Here is a 19407-nt window from a genome sequence, read left to right on the forward strand (position 1 = left end):
CCGGTCTGGGCATATGAATTCAAACCGAGGGAAAACTCATGAAAAAAGTTCTCTTCGCTACAACAGCCCTGGTCGCGACCGCCGGCGTTGCAGCAGCAGACGTTACATTTGGTGGTTACGGCCGCTTTGGTCTTCTGTACACCGACAACGGCGTTACAGACACAACAAACATCACAAGCCGTTTGCGTTTGATCGTGAATGCAACTGCTGAATCCGACGCTGGCGTCGTCTTCGGTGGTACAATTCACTTCGAATCCGAAGAGCGTGATGCGGCTGTCGGCACTCTGCCGGGCTTCAACGGCGCACGCTTCTTCGCCCGTTCCGGCGGCTTCGAAGTTGGTGTTGGTAACATCTACGGCGCGCTGGAGTTCATGCCTGGTCAGTACCCCATCGACCTGGGTTTGACCGGTCACTCCTATGACTACGTTGCCTACAACTTCCGTGGCGATGCTTACCAGAACGGCCAAGGCCTGGGTAGCTCGGGCTCCAACGGTATCGAAGTTCTGTACTCTGCTGGTGATCTGGCGGTCCACGTGTCCGCAACCAACCCTGCCGGTGCAAACAACGAGCGTATCGCGGGTCACATCGCATACACATGGAACGGCTGGACATTCGCTCTGGGTGCTCAGGACTCCGACTTCGTTGGTGACACTGAGTGGACAGCCACTGTTGGCGGTTCCTTCGGCCCGGCCGACGTGACACTGGCCTTCGCCGACAACGGCGTTGCTGGCGACCACTGGGTTCTGGCAGGTCGCTTTGATGTTGGCGCAGCCACAAACATCGAAGCCTACGTTGCAGATGCTGACTACTTCGCCCAAACATCCTACGGTGTTGACTTCAACCACGACATGGGTGGCGGCACATCGCTGCGCGGCGGTATCTCCAACAACAACGCCGACGTGACCATCGTTGACTTCGGTGTGCGCTTCAACTTCTAAGTTGAGCTCATACACGTGAGTTTGGGGCAGACCTTCGGGTCTGCCCCTTTTCATTTCTGCCCCCGTGTTGTTCTGTGCGCCTCAAGGCAGCAAGGGGAACATCATGGGTCTGACAGATATCACCACCAGATTGACCAGGGCAGAAGCGGATGCCGGGCGCAAAGCCGGTTCCGTCACCCTGATCGCCGTCAGCAAGGTGCAGCCGGACGCGCGGGTGCGCCATGTGCTTGAACAGGGCCACCGCTGTTTCGGTGAAAACAAGGTGCAGGAGGCGGCGGGCAAATGGCCCGGTTTCCGCGCTGATTTTCCCGGCGTCGACCTGCACCTGATCGGGCCCCTGCAATCCAACAAGGCACGGCAGGCAATCAACCTGTTTGACGCCATCCATTCCCTGGACCGGCCGAAACTGGCCAAGACCCTGGCACGGCTGGCCCAGGAAGAGGGGAAATGCCCCGATCTGTTCATCCAGGTGAACACCGGCGAAGAGCCGCAAAAGGCAGGCGTCCTGCCCGGCGATGCAGATGCCTTTGTCAGGGAATGCCGGGATCTCGATCTGCCGGTGCGGGGTCTGATGTGCATCCCCCCGGTGGATGAAGAACCATCGCTGCATTTCGCGCTGCTGGCAAAGATCGCGGCGCGCAACGGCTTGCAGGGGCTTTCCATGGGCATGAGCAGCGATTTCGAACGCGCCGTGGCCCTGGGTGCCACCCATGTCCGCGTCGGCTCGGCCATCTTCGGAGAAAGAGTGCCGGGATAAGGCCCGAAACCTGGCTCTATAGCGTCTGACGAAATACTTGAAGCATCATGCATCACGTAACGCGTTGAAATCTCTGATTTCAGGCAGCGTTACGGGATTCAGGTTTTTCGCATGACGATCTAGGTCACGATCAACCGTGCATGCTGCCGGATCATCGGGGCAATGGCATGCAGATCGGCCCGCCGCAGGCCGATACAGCCCTCCGTTGGATAACCGGGCCTGCGCCACTGGTGGATAAAGATGGCAGAACCGCGCCCCGCAACCGCATCGGGCCAGTTCCAGCTGGTCAGGATCACCAGATCATAGAGCGGATCCGCGCGGCGCAGCACCTCGTGGCTGTGCGGATAGGGCGCACGCACCATCCTGTTGTAATCCTTGGCCGCCGGATCGTCTGACCACAAGTCCCGCGGCCCGATCGGCACCGCCCAGTTCACCGGGCAGGACAACCTGTCGGGCCGATACAGCATCCCGACAATCCGGTGGGCCCCTTTCGGGGTGGCGCCATCGCCCTCGCGCTTGTGTTCGGTCACACCACCCCTGCCGATGCTGCAGGGGTAAAGCCGCCCCTGAAACCGCAGGCCAACAGGGGTCAGGACCATATCATCGCGGGTCATCAGCGCGGAGGCAGATCGTCGAAACAGGGCTTGCCTTCGGCCACCACATGGAAGGGCTGCGCGTCTTTCATGAAGATCGCAAATTCCGCATCACCAAAGTCTGCCGCCGGATTGTCCAATGTTCCCGCCTTGAGCACCAGATAATCCCGCCCCGGAATCCGCGTCACGACATGTGTCCCGCAGGTGCCGCAGAACTGCCGTGTGCGCGCGCCTTCAAGGTCGTCGCGGGTGAATTCGGCGGGTGTCCCGCTGGTAAAGGCAAAACCCTCCAGCGGCACTGCCATCGCGAAATTCGGCCCCCCGCCCGAGATATACTGACATTCCCTGCAGTGGCATTGCAGCTTCCACACCGGAACGGCTGTCACCTCGTAGTGCAGCGCCCCGCAATAGCATCGGCCTTTCATGGCTGTCCTTTCCCTAAAGAAGATGCCCGGACTTTGCAGCCTTGGTCGCCAGATAACCAGCGTTATGGCGGTTTTCGCCAACCTTCAGCGGCACCCGTTCGGCCACGTCGATGCCCGAGGCTTCCATCATTTCGACCTTGCGGGGGTTGTTGGTCAGCAATCGCACCGCGGAAAAGCCCATGGACCTCAGAATATCCGCCCCCAGCCGAAAATCGCGCTCGTCGTCCTCGAACCCCAGCCGGTGATTCGCCTCGACAGTGTCAAACCCCTGATCCTGCAGGGAATAGGCCCGCATCTTGTTGGCCAGCCCGATGCCGCGTCCTTCCTGATTGAGATAGAGCAATATCCCCGTCCCCTCGGCCCCCATCTGCGCCAGCGCAGCACGCAGTTGCGGGCCGCAGTCGCATTTCAGACTGCCCATCAGGTCACCGGTGAAACAGGCGGAATGCAACCGCGCGAGAACCGGTTTGGTCCGGTCGGGGCGGCCGATCTCGATGGCATAATGCTCCTCGCCGCCATCCTCGGGGCGAAAGATATGCAACCGGCCCGCCTCTGACACTTCCATCGGCAGGCGCGCATTGACGACAGGATGCAAGGGGCTGCGTTCGGCCAGCGCGGGCGTCACCGCGGCAAGCTCAAGCGCCGTCAGGGAATGCCGTGCGGCAAACGCCCTGGCATCGGGCAGCGGCAGGACCAGGGCAGCGGGCAGAAGGCGCGCCGTCTTGCACAATTGCAGTGCGGCGCGATGGGCGGCCACATCACCGCCCCGCGCGCATTGCAGCGGGCCCTTCATCGGTGCGCGCAGATCGTCAGCGGGATCAGCCAGATTTTGCACCCAGACCGGTGTGGCGTCTTCCGGCAGAAGCACACGCGCCAGGTCCCCGTCATAGGCCCGCGCCTTGAGGGTCTGGGCCCGGCGCGCGGTAATCGCAAGAACCGGCTCTCCCCCCAGTGCCAGCACATCGGCCAGCCGCTGCGCGGTCAGGGTTTCTGCCGCCAGTACCAGAACAGGCTCTGCACCTTGCAGAACAATCGGGATACCCATGCGTAAATCCGCCCGCGCGCGGGCCAGTTGCTCGATAATGTCAGGGGCCAGGGCCATATTGTGTTACAACTCCGTAAGGCGATTGAAACTTAACTATGCCACATGGCCCGGAATTGAAACATTGCGGCGCTCTGCCACACGAGGCCGTGAAGCCTGCATCCCAAACCTTGTCGAACTCGTGTGCAAGGCACACCTGTAACAAAATAGTGTGGAGGTTAGAAATGGCCCAGCTCAAGAAAATCCTTCTCGTCGACGATGACGAGGACCTGCGCGAGGCGCTGAGTGAACAGTTGATCATGACCGAAGACTTTGACGTCTTCGAAGCAGGCAACGGCGCCGATGCAATGGCCCGCGCGAGGGAGGCGATCTACGATCTGGTCATCCTCGATGTCGGCCTGCCCGATACGGATGGCCGCGAACTCTGCCGGCTGATGCGCAAACAGGGTGTGAAAAGCCCGATCATGATGCTGACCGGGCACGATGGCGATGCAGATACCATCCTGGGTCTGGATGCCGGTGCCAACGATTATGTCGCGAAACCCTTCAAGTTTCCGGTCCTGCTGGCCCGCATCCGCGCGCAGCTGCGCCAGCACGAACAATCCGAAGATGCGGTGTTCCAGCTTGGCCCCTATACCTTCCGACCGGCGATGAAGATGCTGGTGACCGAAGACGACAAAAAGGTCCGCCTGACGGAAAAGGAAACCAACATCCTGAAGTTTCTCTACCGCTCGAACGATGGCGTTGTCCCGCGGGATGTCCTGCTGCACGAGGTCTGGGGCTACAACGCAGGTGTGACCACCCACACGCTGGAAACCCATATTTACCGCCTGCGCCAGAAAATTGAACCAGATCCGTCAAATGCGCGCCTTCTTGTTACCGAATCCGGCGGATACAGATTAATGAGCTGACCGCCGGAACCAAATCGGGATTTTGCGGTTACCCCTTGCGAGAGGCGGGGTTTTCATGACCCGCCCCTCGGTTTGAACCCCGAAGTTTGTGCCCGGGTATTGGCACATACCTCCCTGTTGGACTTGGCCGGGCTCCGTGCCCGGCCATTTTTTGCGATCAAACACCGCAGGCGAATATGTCCGCCCGGGGGCCTTGATCCGGTGGCGCTCCCCCGGCCAAGCGGTTAACCTGCCCCTGGTCACTGACGGAGAACCCCATGCCATTCACCCTTGCCACCTGGAACATCAATTCGGTTCGTCTGAGAGAGGGCCTTGTCCTGAAGATGCTGGCCGAGCACGGGCCGGACGTCCTGTGTCTGCAGGAATGCAAAAGCCCGGTCGACCAGATACCGACAGAGGCCTTCATACAGGCAGGCTATACCCACATGGTCGCGCGCGGGCAAAAGGGCTACAACGGCGTTGCCATCCTGTCCAAATTGCCGCTGCAAGATGCCGGGGACCGGGATTTCGCCGCCCTGGGCCATGCCCGCCACGTTGCCGCGCGGCTGGAGAACGGCACGACCATTCACAACTTCTACGTGCCCGCCGGCGGTGACAAACCCGACCGGACCATCAACGAGAAATTCGGCCAGAAACTGGATTACCTCGCGGAAATGCGGGACTGGTTTCATGGCGAAAAGCCGCAAAAGGCCATTCTCGTGGGCGACCTGAACATCGCCCCGCGCGAGGATGACGTATGGGATCACAAGAAACTCCTGAAGGTGGTCAGCCACACCCCGGTCGAGGTCGAGGCCCTGGGCGCCACCCAGGATGCGGGCGGCTGGGTGGACATCACCCGCCAGGACATACCGCAGGGCAATCTCTACAGCTGGTGGTCCTACCGCTCCCCCGATTGGGATGCAGCAGACAAGGGCCGCCGCCTCGATCATGTCTGGGCCACACCGGATATTTCCAGCGCCGCCCATTCCAGCCACATCCAGCGCGCCGTGCGGGGATGGGAGCAGCCCAGCGACCATGCCCCGGTTTTTGCCACCTTTGACCTTTGATTCGCGCGCCCAAGCGCTCATATAAGGTCAAATATTGCCACGCGAGGACAAGACCATGGAACTGAACCTGACCGCCAATGCCCCCGGTGCCGACCTGATCAAGGATGTCAGCGAAGCGACCTTCATGACCGACGTGGTCGAGGCCTCGCAGACAACCCCGGTGATCGTGGATTTCTGGGCCCCCTGGTGCGGCCCCTGCAAGACGTTGGGCCCCCAGCTTGAGGCCGCGGTGACCGCCGCGAAAGGCGCGGTGAAGATGGCCAAGGTCAACGTGGACGAGGCGCAGATGATCGCGGGGCAGCTGCAAATCCAGTCGATCCCGACCGTCTATGCCTTTTTCAAGGGCCAGCCGATCGACGGTTTCCAGGGCGCCCTGCCGGAATCCGAGGTAAAGGCCTTTGTCGGCAAGGTGATCAAGGCCGCCGGTGGCGCAGCGCCGGGTGATGCCCTGGCCGAAGCGGTGGAAGCGGCAGAAGAGATGCTGGCCGAAGGCGCGGCAACAGATGCGGCACAGACCTTTGCCGCCATCCTGGGCGAAGATCCGCAACATGCCGGTGCCTATGGCGGCATGGTCCGTGCCCATATCGCCATGGGGGAACTGGACCAGGCAGAGGCGCTGCTGAACGGTGCCCCGATCGAGATTTCCAAGGCCCCGGAACTGGAGGCCGCCTTTGCCCAGCTCGAACTGGCGCGACAGGCGCAAAACGCAGGGCCGGTTGCCGAACTGACCGCAACAGTGGAAGCGGAACCCGACAACCATCAGGCAAGGTTCGACCTGGCCCAGGCGCTCTATGCCAAGGGCGACGCCGAACAGGCGGTCAGCCAGCTTCTCGATCTGTTCCGCCGCGACCGCGAATGGAACGACGGTGCCGCAAAGACCCAGCTTTTCACCATCTTCGACGCGCTGAAACCCAATGATCCGGTGGTCCTGAACGGACGCCGCAAACTGAGCTCGATGATATTTGCCTGATCTTGCCCGCGCGCTAAGTGCTAGGCCATGAAAAAGCAAACAGAGCTGCCAGATACCATTGCGGTCTTTCCACTGGCCGGGGCCTTGCTTCTCCCCCGTTCGCGGCTGCCCCTGCACATCTTCGAGCCGCGCTATCTGCAGATGGTTGCGGACGCGTTGAAAACCGATGGCCGGCTGATCGGGATGATCCAGCCCAATCTGGTGCCGGGTCGCGATGGGCCCGGTCTGCACAGCATCGGCTGCGCCGGGCGGATCACCCAGTTCTCCGAAACCGAGGATGGCCGCTATATGATCACACTCAGCGGCGTCTCCCGCTTCCGCATCCTGCGCGAGGTCGAGGGTTTCTGCCCCTACCGCAGATGCGACGTGAAATGGGATGGCTTTGAACGCGACCTGGGCGGGGAAGAGCAGGATACAAACTTCAGCCGCAAACCCCTCATGGAACTGCTGGGCCGCTACTTTGAAACCCGCGGCCTCTCAGCCGACTGGAACACGCTGAAAGAGGCGGAGGATGAATTGCTGATCAATTCACTTTCGATGATGCTCGACTTCGACGCAGAGGATAAACAGGCCCTGCTTGAGGCGCCGTCGCTCCAGACCCGGCGCGAGACCCTTGTGACCCTGATCGAATACGCCATGCGCGGCGGCCATGACGAAGGATTGATGCAATGACCGACACCCCGACCTTTGACCGCCGCATGCTGGATGCCCTGATCTGTCCGCGCAACCAGACAACGCTGGAATATGATGCGGAAAATCAGGAACTGATCTCAAGAGCCGCCGGTCTGGCCTATCCGATCCGCAACGGCATCCCGATCATGCTGATCGACGAAGCCCGCAAGCTGAGCTGACCCGCCTTCAGATCAAAGCACCCGATTTACAGCGCCCAGATTACAAGGCCTTGCCCTGCATCATCCGTGGCAATTCTCCGGTCAGGCCGGCAGCCTCGCGGATGAAACCGCGCCGCAGGCCGGGCATTGCATTCACGGCGGCCATCCCTATGTCGCGCGCCATGCGGATCACCGGGTTGTCGTTTGAAAACAGCCGGTTGAAACTGTCGGTCGCCAGCGCAAGCGTCGTATTGTCAAAACGGCGCCATTCCTGATAGCGCGCCAGCGCCGCGTCCGAACCCGGGTCCTCGCCGCGCCGCCGGGCGTCGGCAATCACCTCTGCCAATGCCGCGACATCCCGCAGACCGGCGTTCAGCCCCTGTCCGGCAATCGGATGCACCCCATGGGCCGCATCGCCCACCAGCGCGACGCGCGGTGCCACCATGTTCTGCGCCAGCGACAGGCTCAGCGGATAGGTATAGCGCGCCCCGGCCAGGCCGATCTCTCCCAGAAAATCGCCGATCCGGGGCCGCAACACCTCCAGATACCCCGCATCGGACAGCGCGTTGATCGCCTTGGCGGTCTCTGCCGTCTCGCTCCAGACGATGGAGGATCTGTTGCCGCTCAGCGGCAGGATGGCCAGCGGCCCGGAGGGCATGAACAGCTGATGCGCGATGCCGTTATGCGGTGCGGTATGGTCAAGCGCGCAGACCAGCGCGGTCTGGCCATAGGCCCATTCAACCCGCCCGATCCCGGCACGCCGCCCGGTGCCGGTGCCCCGGCCATCGGCCCCCACCGCCAGGCGCGCCCGCAGCGTGCCGCCGCTGGCCAGCGTCAACGTGATCTCGGTGGCCTCCGCGCTCTGGCCAATTACGGTTTCGCCATTCATCTGGCGGATGCGTTTGTCACCCTTGACGGCATCCAGCAGATGCCGCCGCAGATGCCGGTCCTCCACCATATAGCCCATCGGGCCTTCCTCGATCTCGGCATGGTCGAAATGCATGAACATCGGTGACGGCGCTTCACCCGCGCGCCCATCCGTCACCTTGATCTCCAGCATGGGCTGGGCCCGATCCGCAATCCCCTGCCAGAGGCCAAGCGCCTCCAGCATCCGGGCAGAGGACAGCGCCAGCGCATAAGACCGCCCGTCAAATCCCGCATTCCTGCGGATCTTGACCTCAAGCGTGTCGATCAATGTCACCTGCAGCCCCGAACTGGCAAGCGCCAGCGCCAGGACCGGGCCGTTCAGGCCGCCACCGATGATGGCAATGTCGGTATCGAATTCCATGCCCCTTGATATGGCGGCTGCTCGGGGATTGTCCATGTGCGCTATGGTCGCTACCGTCGGCGAAAAACAGGGGACCAAACATGCAAGACTGGCTGACCATGACCGCCGCGGATCTGGGGCGCGGCATCGGGGCAAATGAGATTGATCCGGTGGCCCTGTGCCAGACCTATCTGGACGCCATCGCAGCGCATCCCCTGCGGGACCGCATCTATGCCCGGGTCACCGCCGACCGTGCGCTGGCCGAGGCCCGCGCCGCCGCCGTCCGCGCCAAAGCGGGACAGCGGTTGTCCCCCCTCGACGGGGTGCCGATCTCCTGGAAAGACCTCTTCGACACCGCAGGCACCGAGACCGAGGCGGGCTCGAAGTTGCTGCAGGGGCGGGTGCCCGACCGCGATGCGGTCGTTCTCGCCAATGCGACTGCGGCGGGGCTGGTCTGCCTCGGCAAGACCCATATGAGCGAACTGGCCTTTTCGGGCCTGGGCCATAACCCCAGCACCGCCACACCGCCCTGCGTCAACGACGAAGATGCCGTCTCCGGCGGATCCTCTTCGGGCGCTGCGGCTTCGGTGGCCTTCGGGCTGGCCGCCGCCGCCATCGGCTCCGACACCGGTGGTTCGGTCCGGGTTCCCGCGGCCTGGAACGATCTGGTGGGCCTCAAGACAACCTCGGGCCGGCTCAGCCTCGAAGGTGTGGTTCCGCTGGCCCTGAAATTCGACACGGTCGGCCCGTTGTGCCGCTCGGTCGAGGATGCCTGCCTGCTGCTTGCTGCGCTGGAAGGGGAAAAACCCGCCGATCTGCGCCACAGCGAGCTGGAAGGGCGTCGTTTCGCGGTCCTGCGCACCGCCGCCATGGAGGATCTCCGCGAGGCACCGAAGGCGGCCTTTGAAGCGGCGATTGCCCGGCTGAAAAAAGCCGGCGCAGAGATCACCGAAATCGACATTCCCGAGGTGGCAGAGGCCATGCCGCTTAGCGGTTGTCTATATACGACAGAGGCTTACGGGCTCTGGCGCGACGTGATCGAAGCGAACCCCGACGCGATGTTCAGCGAAATCCTGGAACGGTTCCGCCTTGGAAAAGGCTTTTCCGGCCCGGATTATGTGGCCGCATGGGCAAAGCTGGACGCGTTGCGCGCAGGCTATGACGCCGCCGTTGCGGGTTTCGACGCGGTGCTGCTGCCCACAGCCGCCCTGCTGCCGCCCTCGCTTGCGAAGCTGCAGGAAGATCACGACTATTATGTTTCCGAAAATCTCTTGACCCTGCGCAACACCCGCGTTGGCAACCTGATGGGGTTATGTGCCCTCACATTGCCAACGCATACTCCCTCTTGTGGTCTGATGCTGATGTGCCCCCCATATATGGAAGAACAGCTTCTGAGGCTTGGCGCGGCGGTCAGCGAAGCGCTGGTCTGAGATTGGCCTAAATACCACAACATGCTGTGCTTGCGCCGGTTTTTCTGGACGGCAGGCAGCACCTTGGGTACTTTGAAACAAACGGGGCGATAACGATCCCGATCCGAGGCAGTTGTAATGTTTTATCCTGAGCGGTTTTCGAACCTTCCGGCCCATGCGTGGCCGCGCCTGCGCGCCCTTTTGGACGTGCACGAAGGCGGCGGGCCCTTGATCCAGATGACAATCGGTGAGCCGAAACATGCTTTCCCGGCATGGGTCACGGACAAGATTGTCGAAGCGGCGGAAGGGTTTAACAGCTATCCCCCGAACGATGGCTCGCCGCAGTTGCGCGCCTCCATCGCCGGCTGGATCAAGCGCCGCTATGGCGTGGACATGGACCCCGATACCGAGGTGATGGCGCTGAACGGCACCCGCGAGGGACTGTATAACGCGGTGATCGCACTCTGCCCCGAAACCAAAGGGGGTCAGAAACCCGCGATCCTGATGCCGAACCCCTTCTACCAAGTCTATATGATCGGGGCGATTTCCGGCAATTCCGACCCGATCATGGTCAATGCCACCGAAAAGACCGGGCAACTGCCCGATTTCCACGGCGTCGGTCCCGCGATCCTGGAGCGGACCACGGCCTGTTACATTTGTTCGCCCGCCAACCCGCAGGGCGCAGTCGCATCGCGGGATTACTGGGCCAATCTGATCGAGCTGGCCGAGAAGTACGATTTCAAGATTTTCGCCGATGAATGCTACTCGGAGATCTATCGCGACACGCCACCCGTCGGCGCAATGCAGGTGGTCGAGGAACTGGGCGCCGACCGCAACCGCGTGGTGATCTTTCACTCGTTGTCGAAACGGTCGAACCTGCCCGGCCTGCGTTCCGGCTTTGTCGCATCCGGTCCCGAGACAATTCGCGAGGTCAAGCAGCTGCGCAACTATGCGGGCGCACCGCTGCCGCTGCCCCTGCAGGCCGCCGCCGCCGCGGTCTGGGACGACGAGACCCATGTGGTCGAGAACCGGGCGCTCTACCTTGAGAAATACCATATCGCGGACCGCATCCTGGGCAATGTGCCCGGCTATGCCAGCCCCGAGGCGGGTTTCTTCCTCTGGCTTCCGGTCGAGGATGACGAGGCCGCGACCCTGAAACTGTGGAAAGAGACAGGCGTGAAAGTTCTGCCGGGCGGTTACCTGGCGCAGGACGTGGAAGGGGTGGAAAACCCCGGTAAAAAGTACATCCGGGTCGCCCTGGTGGCCCCCAAAGATGAAATGGCGCGCGGATTGGAACTGATCCGCGACTGCCTTTATCCGACTTGAGAACGAGGAACCGAGCAATGGCATATCAGACCCGTGGGCGTGACCCCCTGCTGGACAGCAACATGACCGAGGCGCTTGAAAAGCGTGGCAAGGAACTGTTGGGTCTGGCTCTGATCATGCTGGGCGTGATGGCCGCAATGATGATTGGCAGCTACACGCCGGACGATCCCAACTGGATGGTCTCCACCGATGCGCCGGTGCAGAACTGGATGGGCCGCATGGGGGCCTCCATCGCGGCACCGCTGTTCATGATCGTTGGCTGGGGCGCATGGGGTCTGGCCGCTATCCTGCTGTTCTGGGGCGGCCGCTTTGCATTGCATTGGGGGCAGGACCGGGCATTGGGCCGGTTGATCTTTGCACCGATTGCCGTGGCCCTTGGCTCGATCTACGCGGCGACCCTGGCACCGGGGCCGGAATGGCTCCAGACGCACAGCTTTGGCCTGGGTGGCCTGTTCGGCGATACCGTGATGGGCGCGATCCTGACGGTCCTGCCGATCGGGTCGGCCTTCACCGTGAAATTCATGTCGGTCGTCATGGGGCTGGGTATCCTGGCGCTGGGCGCTTTCGTGCTCGGCTTCACCAGATCCGAACTGAACCGCATTGGCCGCTTCCTGCTGGTGGGGACAATCATGGCCTACGCCACGATGATGAACATCATGGGGCGTGGCGCATCCGGTGCCGTTCAGGCGGCCCAGACACTGCAGGCCCGCCAATCCGAGCGGCGCGAACGTCTGCGCATCGAGGCAGAAGAGAACGCGGCCTTCGCAGCACAGCAGGAAGCCTCGGCTATTGCCGTCCAGCGCAACATGCCCCGCGCCGAACCCGTGCTGGAGGAATATGCGCAGGCCGAACCGGCCAAGACCAGCCTGCTGGGCCGCATGCCCGGCCTGATCAAACGCCCCGACCCGATGCCGGAACCCGAGCTGGTGGAAACCTATTCCGACGCCGTGGTGGAAGAGGAAGAACCGGGCAGCGACCGGATCCGCTCCAAGATCGCCGATGTGATCAAGAACCGCGTGCGCAGCACCACTGCGGTACACACGCCGACAACCGCACCGCTGACCCGCGGGCGCGGCAGGGGGCCTGATCCGCTGGTGTTGAAAACCGCACCCGCCACACAATTGCCGCCCGAACCGCCCCTGACATCGCAGGCAGCACAGCTCGGCCGGGCAGAACCGCCGCTGACCGCGCCGCGCCTGTCGGTCCCTGGCGTCAGCGCCGCCCCCATGGCAGCCCCGGCACCGGTGGCAGAGGACGCGCATTCATATGCGCCGATGGACGACAGCTACGATACTTATGGCGATACATATGACGAAGCTGACATCGGGACTGCCGAGGCCCTGCCGTTGCAACAGGCCGCACCGGGCGCCCCCGCCATCCCCGTAGCCGAGCCGCGCCGCGCGGTGGTGCAGCAACCGGTCCGCAAACCGGTGCAACCCTCGAAACAGGCCCAGGCCGAAGCGCAACCGACCCTGACCTTTGAAGACACCCATCCCGGTTTCGAACTGCCGCCGCTGAGCCTGCTGGAAAGCCCCGACACCGTTCAGCGCCTGCACCTCAGCGATGAGGCACTTGAAGAAAACGCCCGGATGCTGGAAACCGTGCTCGACGACTATGGCGTCAAGGGAGAGATCGTCGCGGTCCGCCCCGGCCCGGTGGTGACCATGTACGAGCTGGAACCCGCGCCGGGCCTCAAGGCCAGCCGCGTGATCGGTCTGGCAGACGACATTGCACGGTCAATGGCCGCGCTCTCCGCCCGGGTTTCCACCGTGCCGGGGCGCAGCGTGATCGGCATCGAACTGCCCAACGAGAGCCGCGAAAAAGTGGTCCTGCGGGAGATCCTCTCCAGCCGCGATTTCGGGGATGGCAATCAACGCCTGCCGCTGGCGCTGGGCAAGGACATCGGTGGTGATCCCATCGTGGCCAACCTCGCCAAGATGCCTCACCTGCTGATCGCGGGGACCACCGGTTCCGGTAAATCCGTGGCCATCAACACGATGATCCTGTCGCTGCTCTACAAGCTGACCCCGCAGGAATGCCGCCTGATCATGATCGACCCCAAGATGCTGGAACTTTCCGTCTATGACGGTATCCCGCATCTGCTGTCCCCCGTCGTCACCGACCCCAAGAAGGCCGTCGTTGCGCTGAAATGGACCGTGGGCGAAATGGAAGAACGCTATCGCAAGATGTCCAAGATGGGCGTGCGCAACATCGAGGGCTACAATGGCCGCGTGCGCGACGCGCTGGCCAAGGGCGAGTTGTTCAGCCGGACCGTTCAGACCGGATTTGACGAGGACACCGGAGAGCCGATCTTCGAGACCGAGGAAACCACACCGGTCGCGCTGCCCTATATCGTTGTCATCGTCGACGAGATGGCCGACCTGATGATGGTTGCCGGCAAGGAGATCGAGGCCTGCATCCAGCGTCTTGCACAGATGGCGCGGGCCTCCGGCATTCACCTGATCATGGCGACACAGCGGCCTTCCGTCGATGTCATCACCGGCACCATCAAGGCGAACTTCCCCACCCGGATCTCCTTTCAGGTGACTTCCAAGATCGACAGCCGGACGATCCTGGGCGAAATGGGGGCCGAACAGCTTCTGGGCATGGGCGACATGCTTTATATGGCCGGCGGGGCCAAGATCACCCGTTGCCACGGCCCCTTTGTCTCGGACGAGGAGGTCGAGGAAATCGTCAACCACCTCAAGCAGTTCGGTGAACCCGATTATGTCTCCGGCGTGGTACAAGGCCCGCCCGATGACAAGGAAAGCGACATCGACGCGGTGCTGGGGCTGAACACCGGCGGCAACACCGATGGCGAGGACGCGCTTTACGACACGGCCGTGCAGGTGGTGATCAAGGACCGCAAATGTTCGACATCCTACATCCAGCGCAAGCTGGCCATCGGATACAACAAGGCCGCCCGCCTGGTGGAGCAGATGGAGGAGGAAGGTCTTGTCTCTCCTGCGAACCACGTGGGCAAACGCGAAATACTGGTGCCGGAACAGGGATAAGGCTTACCTCCTCTATGCCCTGTTTGCTACATGCGCCAACAGCCGCCGGAAACGCTCCGGCGGCTTTTTTTATAGCGTCAGACGCTATAACGATACCCGCTTTGATGGCCGGGGCTGACCGATGTGGAACCCAAAGCCCGGAACAAGCCGAAGGCGCCGGGCCATCGCCTGCCCGCCCCTCGGGTAGGCGATTTGGTGAGGCTGGGAGTGTCCCCGATGGGGCTCATCACGGTTGAGAGATAAAGTGCCATGAACATAAGCCAGCATCGCCTACCCCGGGCAGGCGACGGCCCGGCTTGCGCTTCGCGTCAGGCTGGTCTTCCTTTGTGGAACACCCTACCCAAATCTGTATCACCTATCGACGAAGCAGCAGCGCACCAGAGCCGCCCCGGCGCTTCCGTCGGGATGTAAGCAGAAAACCGCGACCTGATATCGCATATCACCGGGTTCCGCCCTATCTCTGTTCCAACTGAACATACAGGAAGATCACAATGCGACTGATGAAACCCATCGTACTTGCACTTGCCCTACTGAGCCCCGTTGCGGCTGCGGCGCAAAAACTGCCGCTGAACGACATATCGGCCTATCTGAACCAGCTGCAGACGGCCAAGGGCGATTTCACCCAGATCAATGACGACGGCTCGATCAGCACCGGCACCATCTATATCAAGCGGCCCGGCAAGGTGCGGTTCGAATACAACCCGCCCGACTCCGCAATGGTGGTGGCCGGGGCAAACACCGTGGTGATCTACGACAAGAAGTCGAACCAGCCCGCAGAAAGCTATCCGCTGTCGCGCACACCGCTGTCGATCATTCTGGCCAAAAAGGTGGATCTGGCCCGCGCCAATATGGTCACCGGCCACAGCTATGACGGCACCGCCACCGTGGTAACGGCACAGGATCCCGAAAACCCGCAATACGGCAACATCCAGCTGAAGTTCACCGGCAACCCGGTGGAACTGCGCCAATGGATCATCAATGATGGCAGCGGCTCTCTCACCACCGTGGTGCTGGGGGATATGCAAACGGGCGTATTGCTGCCCAACAGCCTGTTCGACACCGGCCGTCCCGGCAGCACACCCAAAAGATAGAAGGCAGCGGCCCCGGCATCAACCGGGGCCAATCACCTCACCGCAAGCGGCAACCCGCGATCTGCTGCTCATACATCAGCGAGCGGGCCTCGACCTTGCCCGCCACGGCGACCAGCCAGGATTTGTTGTTGTAGGTGGCCCGCGCAAATCCCGTGTGGCCTTCGTGATAGGCCAGGTACTGATTGCGCGCGTCATGCAGGGCAATGCCGTTGCGGTCGCGGGTCTGGTTCATGTACCAGCCCATGAAATCGCTGGCGTCATTGATCCTGTCCCGCTTGGCCGACCGCCGGTTCTGCGCCTTGCGGTATTCCTCCCAGGTGGCATCAAGCGCCTGAGAATACCCGAAGGCGCTTGACTGCCGCCCCATCGGGATCACGCCCAGCACGTATTTGAACGGCGTGCGCGCGTCCGACACGAACTTGCTTTCCTGGTGGATGGTGGCCATCTGCACATGCACCGGCACACCCCATTTGCGTTCCACCTTGCGGAACGCCTTGTAGTATTCGGGGCGCTCTCTGAGAATTGTACAGGCGTTGTCCAGATCATTTGGCGCAGACGATTGCCCGCCCCCGCAGGAGGCGACCATCAGTACAATTATCATAGCGCGAAGAGTTTTGCTCATTTGCCTCTCGCTTGGTCGTTTTTTTATTTTGTCACAGCATACGCTATTTTGATGCCGGATCACATCATAAATTTTACAGCAGAACCGCCAGCAAAAGCGGTAATGCGCCCACCGATGTCAGTGCAAAAACCACGTCCGGACCGGCCACCGCCTGCGAATCGGCACCAACCGCGTGATGGCACGCTGGGTGACGAACCGGGGCAGGGGAATGGCGATACAACATGAACCGGAAACCCGATAGATGCGAGGTGCAACAGTTTGTTTCCTTTGCCGTTTCATGCGTGATTGGACAAATGCCCCTTGAACCGATTACTAACGAAGGGTAGGGGCTGCAATGTTATGCTACGCACGCGCGCGAAATATCATCTCGGGCAGATTGTCCGGCACAAGAAGCACCCGTTTCGCGGGGTGATTTTTGATGTCGATCCGGAGTTCGCAAATACCGATGAATGGTATGAATCGATTCCCAAGGAAAACCGCCCGGTCAAGGATCAGCCTTTCTATCACCTGCTGGCGGAAAACGATCAAAGCTACTACGTGGCCTATGTGTCGGAACAGAACCTTGTCGCGGATTATTCAGGGGAGCCGGTGGACCATCCCGATATCCCCGACCTGTTCGGCCCCTTCACCGATGGATCCTATCCGCTGCATTTCCAGCTGAACTGACGGGCCGGAAACCTCCGGCGTTAACCAATAACTATTCCACATTAGCAAAGTGTTGGGTTCTCCGCGGGGAACCTCGATGCCTGTTTTGCTCAACGATGGGCACCGCAGGCGCGCCACTGGCCGCCTGCGGCGGGCCGGTCAGTACCCCAGCGCGCATCCATCCTTGCGCGGGTCGCTGGCCCCTTCCAACATGCCATCCGGGCGCATCAGGATGGCCTGCGCACCGCCAAGGGCGACATCCGGAATTTCGACCGTGTGACCCATGTCGCTCAGCTGCGCACGGATCGCATCGGGGTATCCCCGTTCCACCTTCAGCACCCCCTGATCGGTAAAGGCGCGCGGCGCGTCGATGGCGCTTTGCACATCCATGCCGAAATCCTGCAGATTCGAGGCAAAGCGCGCATGGCCACAGGGCTGATAGGCCCCGCCCATGACGCCAAAGGGCATGATCACCTTGCCATTCTCGCGGATCATGCCCGGAATGATGGTGTGCATCGGGCGCTTGCCGCCCTTCAACTCGTTCGCATGGCCTTCCTCCAGGGTGAACCCGGCCCCCCGGTTCTGCAGCAGGATGCCGAATTTTTCCGATGCGATACCCGATCCGAAACCGTGGAAAATGGAATAGATCAGCGAGACCGCCATGCCGTCCCTGTCCACCACCGTGACATAGACGGTATCCTTGTGAACCTGTTCGGAGAGGGCAGCGGGCGAAGCCATCGCGCGCCTGGGGTCGATCAGCGCCGCCAGCCTCTGCGCGGTTTCACCCGACAGCATATGATCCAGCCGGGTGGTGTGATCCGGGTCCGCCAGGAAACGGTTCCGGGCATCATAGGCCAGCTTGGTCGCTTCGGCCTCTATGTGGATACGCTCGGCGCCAAAGGGGTCCATGCCTGCGATGTCGAACTGGTCCAGAATGTTGAGCAGCAACAGCGCCGTTGCACCCTGGCCGTTTGGCGGATGCTCGACCACTTCGATGCCCTTGTAGGGGCCTGCAACGGGAGTGGCCGGCGTCGCGGCAACAGCGGCAAAATCCTCGGGGCTGTGCAAGCCGCCCTGATCGTTCAGCGCGCGCAGCATGTCCTCGGCGATTTCCCCGGTGTAGAAGGCATCTCTGCCGTCTATGGCGATGCGCCGCAGCACTTCGGCCTGACCGGGCGCGCGGAAATTCTGGCCCACCTGCGGCACCTTGCCGTCGATCAGATAGTAATCCCGCGCCGCACCTTTCAGCTTTTCCGTCTCGCGCGCCCAGTCAAAGGCGACGCGCGGCGCGACCGGCACCCCGGCATCGGCATAGCGGATGGCAGGGGCAAGAATCGCGTCCAGACCCGCAGTGCCGACAGTTTCCGACAGGTGGCAAAAGGCGTCGATCGCGCCGGGTATGGTCACCGCATCCGCCCCGTACAGCGGCACGGTGCTCTCCCCGCGTTGCCGCAGCAGCGCCGCATCGGCCTTTGCAGGTGCGCGCCCCGATCCGTTCAGCGCATGCACTTCGTTGCTGCCGGGCAGGGTGTAAAGAACAAAGCAATCCCCGCCGATCCCGGTCATCTGCGGTTCGCAGATGCCCAGCAGGACCCCGGCGGCAATCGCCGCATCCATCGCGTTGCCGCCACGCTCCAGCATCTCGACCGCCGTTTTGGCGGCCAGGGGGTGTGAGGTGGCGCACAGGCCGTTGGCCGCAATGACAGGAGAACGTCCGGGCAGGTGAAAGTCGCGCATATGGTTTCCCAACATCAATGTTTCGCGGCAACCTAGCGCGTCGCTTCGGGACTGCCAATGTCGGGTGGGAATGATCGGGAAAGTACCTCGACGCCACGCACTGGGTGGGGGCAATTAAACGCAGCGCCGAGGGAAGCCATATGCAGCTACAAGGCGGAAAATGCCCTACAACGGTGGCGCGAATATGATCACAATAAGGCCTTTTGGCGGTCCGGGTCGTTCTCCCCTGGGTTGTCAGAGCCGCCGCTGCCACCCGCCGGTTGCGGAAATGCCTGTGCAGGCGGGCGAAACCGGTTATCCCTGCAGGTTCAGGGCAATCGCCAGTCGCAGGTCCAGAAGGTTTTCCGCGCCGATGCGGCGGTAACACACATCCTTGGCAAGGTCGCGAATCAGGAACCAGCCAAAGCCGCCTTCGGGCAGGTCCTCGATCACGGGGCTGATCGGCTGCGCATTCCCCAGCGGCGGTTTGCCGTCGGGCATGGCCTCGCCCCGGTCGATGATCCGGAAATGCAGACCGTCCCCCCTGTGGTCGCCGCGCAGGGTGATCAGGTCATCCGGCGCCGGCTCCTGCTCCGCATATGCGTGTTCGACGATGTTGTTCAGCACCTCGGCCAGCACAAGTTCTACCGTTTGCAGCTCCTCCATATCCAGTTCCAGAGGGGCCAGCGCCTGACGCACCCCTGCCAAAGCCTCGCGGACAGCGGGCTTGCTGCTTTTGAAGCGGATATCGAAAGGAAAGGGCAGGGTTTCCGGCGACAGCGCCGTGGAACTGGTCATGGCCGCC

Annotated in this window: 19 protein-coding genes; 12 read left to right on the plus strand and 7 right to left on the minus strand. The window is 62.1% G+C overall.

All coding sequences use genetic code 11. The features are described 5' to 3' along the window. Window positions 1-38 precede the first annotated feature (38 nt). Window positions 39-938, plus strand: coding sequence for a porin (locus tag ACWNZ3_RS01525; RefSeq protein ID WP_269363445.1), 900 nt, complete (start codon window positions 39-41; stop codon window positions 936-938). A 103-nt stretch (window positions 939-1041) separates the two neighbouring features. Then, entirely contained in the window at window positions 1042-1695 is a 654-nt protein-coding gene (locus ACWNZ3_RS01530) for a YggS family pyridoxal phosphate-dependent enzyme (protein WP_269363448.1), read from the plus strand. Window positions 1696-1814: 119 nt separating this feature from the next. On the opposite strand, the gene ACWNZ3_RS01535 is transcribed toward ACWNZ3_RS01530, so the two are convergent. From ACWNZ3_RS01535 to ribA, 3 genes are read right to left on the minus strand one after another with little or no spacing between them, the layout of a single operon-like run. Beyond that, entirely contained in the window at window positions 1815-2309 is a 495-nt protein-coding gene (locus ACWNZ3_RS01535; protein ID WP_496900956.1) for a L,D-transpeptidase family protein, read from the minus strand. After that, on the minus strand, window positions 2309-2713 hold the full coding sequence (locus ACWNZ3_RS01540; protein ID WP_274573293.1) for a GFA family protein: 405 nt from the start codon (window positions 2711-2713) through the stop codon (window positions 2309-2311). The genes ACWNZ3_RS01535 and ACWNZ3_RS01540 overlap by 1 nt, the downstream gene beginning before the upstream one ends. A 13-nt stretch (window positions 2714-2726) precedes the next feature. Next, window positions 2727-3815, minus strand: a complete 1089-nt coding sequence (ribA, locus tag ACWNZ3_RS01545) for a GTP cyclohydrolase II (protein WP_269363453.1) — start codon at window positions 3813-3815, stop codon at window positions 2727-2729. A 164-nt stretch (window positions 3816-3979) separates the two neighbouring features. Between ribA and ACWNZ3_RS01550 the strand changes: the two genes are divergently transcribed. From ACWNZ3_RS01550 to ACWNZ3_RS01570, 5 genes are all read left to right on the plus strand, one after another. Continuing rightward, a complete protein-coding gene (locus ACWNZ3_RS01550) occupies window positions 3980-4666 on the plus strand; it encodes a response regulator transcription factor (protein WP_114276102.1) in 687 nt (228 codons plus the stop codon). A gap of 257 nt (window positions 4667-4923) precedes the next feature. Next, window positions 4924-5712 carry an exodeoxyribonuclease III gene (locus tag ACWNZ3_RS01555; protein WP_274573291.1) on the plus strand — a complete coding sequence of 263 codons (789 nt, stop codon included), beginning with the start codon at window positions 4924-4926 and terminating at the stop codon, window positions 5710-5712. 55 nt (window positions 5713-5767) lie between these two features. Continuing rightward, the gene (locus ACWNZ3_RS01560; RefSeq protein ID WP_496900957.1) at window positions 5768-6682 is read left to right on the plus strand and encodes a tetratricopeptide repeat protein; all 915 of its coding nucleotides are present in this window, start codon (window positions 5768-5770) and stop codon (window positions 6680-6682) included. Between the two features lie 27 nt (window positions 6683-6709). Continuing rightward, window positions 6710-7354, plus strand: a complete 645-nt coding sequence (locus tag ACWNZ3_RS01565) for an LON peptidase substrate-binding domain-containing protein (protein ID WP_269363457.1) — start codon at window positions 6710-6712, stop codon at window positions 7352-7354. After that, window positions 7351-7533 carry a Trm112 family protein gene (locus ACWNZ3_RS01570; RefSeq protein ID WP_114276106.1) on the plus strand — a complete coding sequence of 61 codons (183 nt, stop codon included), beginning with the start codon at window positions 7351-7353 and terminating at the stop codon, window positions 7531-7533. The genes ACWNZ3_RS01565 and ACWNZ3_RS01570 overlap by 4 nt, the downstream gene beginning before the upstream one ends. 40 nt (window positions 7534-7573) lie before the next feature. On the opposite strand, the gene ACWNZ3_RS01575 is transcribed toward ACWNZ3_RS01570, so the two are convergent. Further along, the gene (locus tag ACWNZ3_RS01575) at window positions 7574-8800 is read right to left on the minus strand and encodes an FAD-dependent monooxygenase (protein WP_496900958.1); all 1227 of its coding nucleotides are present in this window, start codon (window positions 8798-8800) and stop codon (window positions 7574-7576) included. A gap of 80 nt (window positions 8801-8880) precedes the next feature. Between ACWNZ3_RS01575 and ACWNZ3_RS01580 the strand changes: the two genes are divergently transcribed. The 4 genes from ACWNZ3_RS01580 (at window position 8881) to ACWNZ3_RS01595 (ending at window position 15619) form a co-directional block, all read left to right on the plus strand. Further along, window positions 8881-10209 (plus strand): amidase, encoded by a 1329-nt coding sequence (locus tag ACWNZ3_RS01580; RefSeq protein WP_269363460.1) that lies wholly within the window; start codon window positions 8881-8883, stop codon window positions 10207-10209. Window positions 10210-10326: 117 nt separating this feature from the next. After that, entirely contained in the window at window positions 10327-11514 is a 1188-nt protein-coding gene (locus ACWNZ3_RS01585) for an aminotransferase class I/II-fold pyridoxal phosphate-dependent enzyme (protein WP_496900959.1), read from the plus strand. Between the two features lie 17 nt (window positions 11515-11531). After that, window positions 11532-14528 (plus strand): DNA translocase FtsK, encoded by a 2997-nt coding sequence (locus tag ACWNZ3_RS01590; protein ID WP_496900960.1) that lies wholly within the window; start codon window positions 11532-11534, stop codon window positions 14526-14528. A 491-nt stretch (window positions 14529-15019) separates the two neighbouring features. After that, window positions 15020-15619 (plus strand): LolA family protein, encoded by a 600-nt coding sequence (locus ACWNZ3_RS01595; protein WP_496900961.1) that lies wholly within the window; start codon window positions 15020-15022, stop codon window positions 15617-15619. Window positions 15620-15656: 37 nt separating this feature from the next. On the opposite strand, the gene ACWNZ3_RS01600 is transcribed toward ACWNZ3_RS01595, so the two are convergent. Next, entirely contained in the window at window positions 15657-16241 is a 585-nt protein-coding gene (locus tag ACWNZ3_RS01600) for a transglycosylase SLT domain-containing protein (protein ID WP_269363465.1), read from the minus strand. A gap of 339 nt (window positions 16242-16580) precedes the next feature. On the opposite strand from ACWNZ3_RS01600, the gene hspQ reads away from it, so the two are divergent. After that, window positions 16581-16907 carry a heat shock protein HspQ gene (gene hspQ, locus ACWNZ3_RS01605; protein ID WP_114276113.1) on the plus strand — a complete coding sequence of 109 codons (327 nt, stop codon included), beginning with the start codon at window positions 16581-16583 and terminating at the stop codon, window positions 16905-16907. Window positions 16908-17045: 138 nt separating this feature from the next. Here hspQ and ACWNZ3_RS01610 read toward each other — a convergent pair whose 3' ends face one another. Then, window positions 17046-18623 carry a gamma-glutamyltransferase family protein gene (locus ACWNZ3_RS01610; RefSeq protein WP_496900962.1) on the minus strand — a complete coding sequence of 526 codons (1578 nt, stop codon included), beginning with the start codon at window positions 18621-18623 and terminating at the stop codon, window positions 17046-17048. Between the two features lie 294 nt (window positions 18624-18917). Beyond that, entirely contained in the window at window positions 18918-19400 is a 483-nt protein-coding gene (locus ACWNZ3_RS01615; RefSeq protein WP_274573286.1) for an ATP-binding protein, read from the minus strand. Window positions 19401-19407: the final 7 nt, after the last annotated feature.

Source organism: Sulfitobacter sp. IGS-18 (assembly GCF_059628195.1).

Excerpts from the sequence above, each read along its gene's own strand:
- ACWNZ3_RS01525 (WP_269363445.1), top strand. The coding sequence starts at position 39 with ATGAAAAAAGTTCTCTTCGCTACAACAGCCCTGGTCGCGACCGCCGGC.
- ACWNZ3_RS01530 (WP_269363448.1), top strand. The coding sequence starts at position 1,042 with ATGGGTCTGACAGATATCACCACCAGATTGACCAGGGCAGAAGCGGAT.
- ACWNZ3_RS01535 (WP_496900956.1), bottom strand. The coding sequence starts at position 2,309 with ATGACCCGCGATGATATGGTCCTGACCCCTGTTGGCCTGCGGTTTCAG.
- ACWNZ3_RS01540 (WP_274573293.1), bottom strand. The coding sequence starts at position 2,713 with ATGAAAGGCCGATGCTATTGCGGGGCGCTGCACTACGAGGTGACAGCC.
- ribA (WP_269363453.1), bottom strand. The coding sequence starts at position 3,815 with ATGGCCCTGGCCCCTGACATTATCGAGCAACTGGCCCGCGCGCGGGCG.
- ACWNZ3_RS01550 (WP_114276102.1), top strand. The coding sequence starts at position 3,980 with ATGGCCCAGCTCAAGAAAATCCTTCTCGTCGACGATGACGAGGACCTG.
- ACWNZ3_RS01555 (WP_274573291.1), top strand. The coding sequence starts at position 4,924 with ATGCCATTCACCCTTGCCACCTGGAACATCAATTCGGTTCGTCTGAGA.
- ACWNZ3_RS01560 (WP_496900957.1), top strand. The coding sequence starts at position 5,768 with ATGGAACTGAACCTGACCGCCAATGCCCCCGGTGCCGACCTGATCAAG.
- ACWNZ3_RS01565 (WP_269363457.1), top strand. The coding sequence starts at position 6,710 with ATGAAAAAGCAAACAGAGCTGCCAGATACCATTGCGGTCTTTCCACTG.
- ACWNZ3_RS01570 (WP_114276106.1), top strand. The coding sequence starts at position 7,351 with ATGACCGACACCCCGACCTTTGACCGCCGCATGCTGGATGCCCTGATC.
- ACWNZ3_RS01575 (WP_496900958.1), bottom strand. The coding sequence starts at position 8,800 with ATGGAATTCGATACCGACATTGCCATCATCGGTGGCGGCCTGAACGGC.
- ACWNZ3_RS01580 (WP_269363460.1), top strand. The coding sequence starts at position 8,881 with ATGCAAGACTGGCTGACCATGACCGCCGCGGATCTGGGGCGCGGCATC.
- ACWNZ3_RS01585 (WP_496900959.1), top strand. The coding sequence starts at position 10,327 with ATGTTTTATCCTGAGCGGTTTTCGAACCTTCCGGCCCATGCGTGGCCG.
- ACWNZ3_RS01590 (WP_496900960.1), top strand. The coding sequence starts at position 11,532 with ATGGCATATCAGACCCGTGGGCGTGACCCCCTGCTGGACAGCAACATG.
- ACWNZ3_RS01595 (WP_496900961.1), top strand. The coding sequence starts at position 15,020 with ATGCGACTGATGAAACCCATCGTACTTGCACTTGCCCTACTGAGCCCC.
- ACWNZ3_RS01600 (WP_269363465.1), bottom strand. The coding sequence starts at position 16,241 with ATGAGCAAAACTCTTCGCGCTATGATAATTGTACTGATGGTCGCCTCC.
- hspQ (WP_114276113.1), top strand. The coding sequence starts at position 16,581 with ATGCTACGCACGCGCGCGAAATATCATCTCGGGCAGATTGTCCGGCAC.
- ACWNZ3_RS01610 (WP_496900962.1), bottom strand. The coding sequence starts at position 18,623 with ATGCGCGACTTTCACCTGCCCGGACGTTCTCCTGTCATTGCGGCCAAC.
- ACWNZ3_RS01615 (WP_274573286.1), bottom strand. The coding sequence starts at position 19,400 with ATGACCAGTTCCACGGCGCTGTCGCCGGAAACCCTGCCCTTTCCTTTC.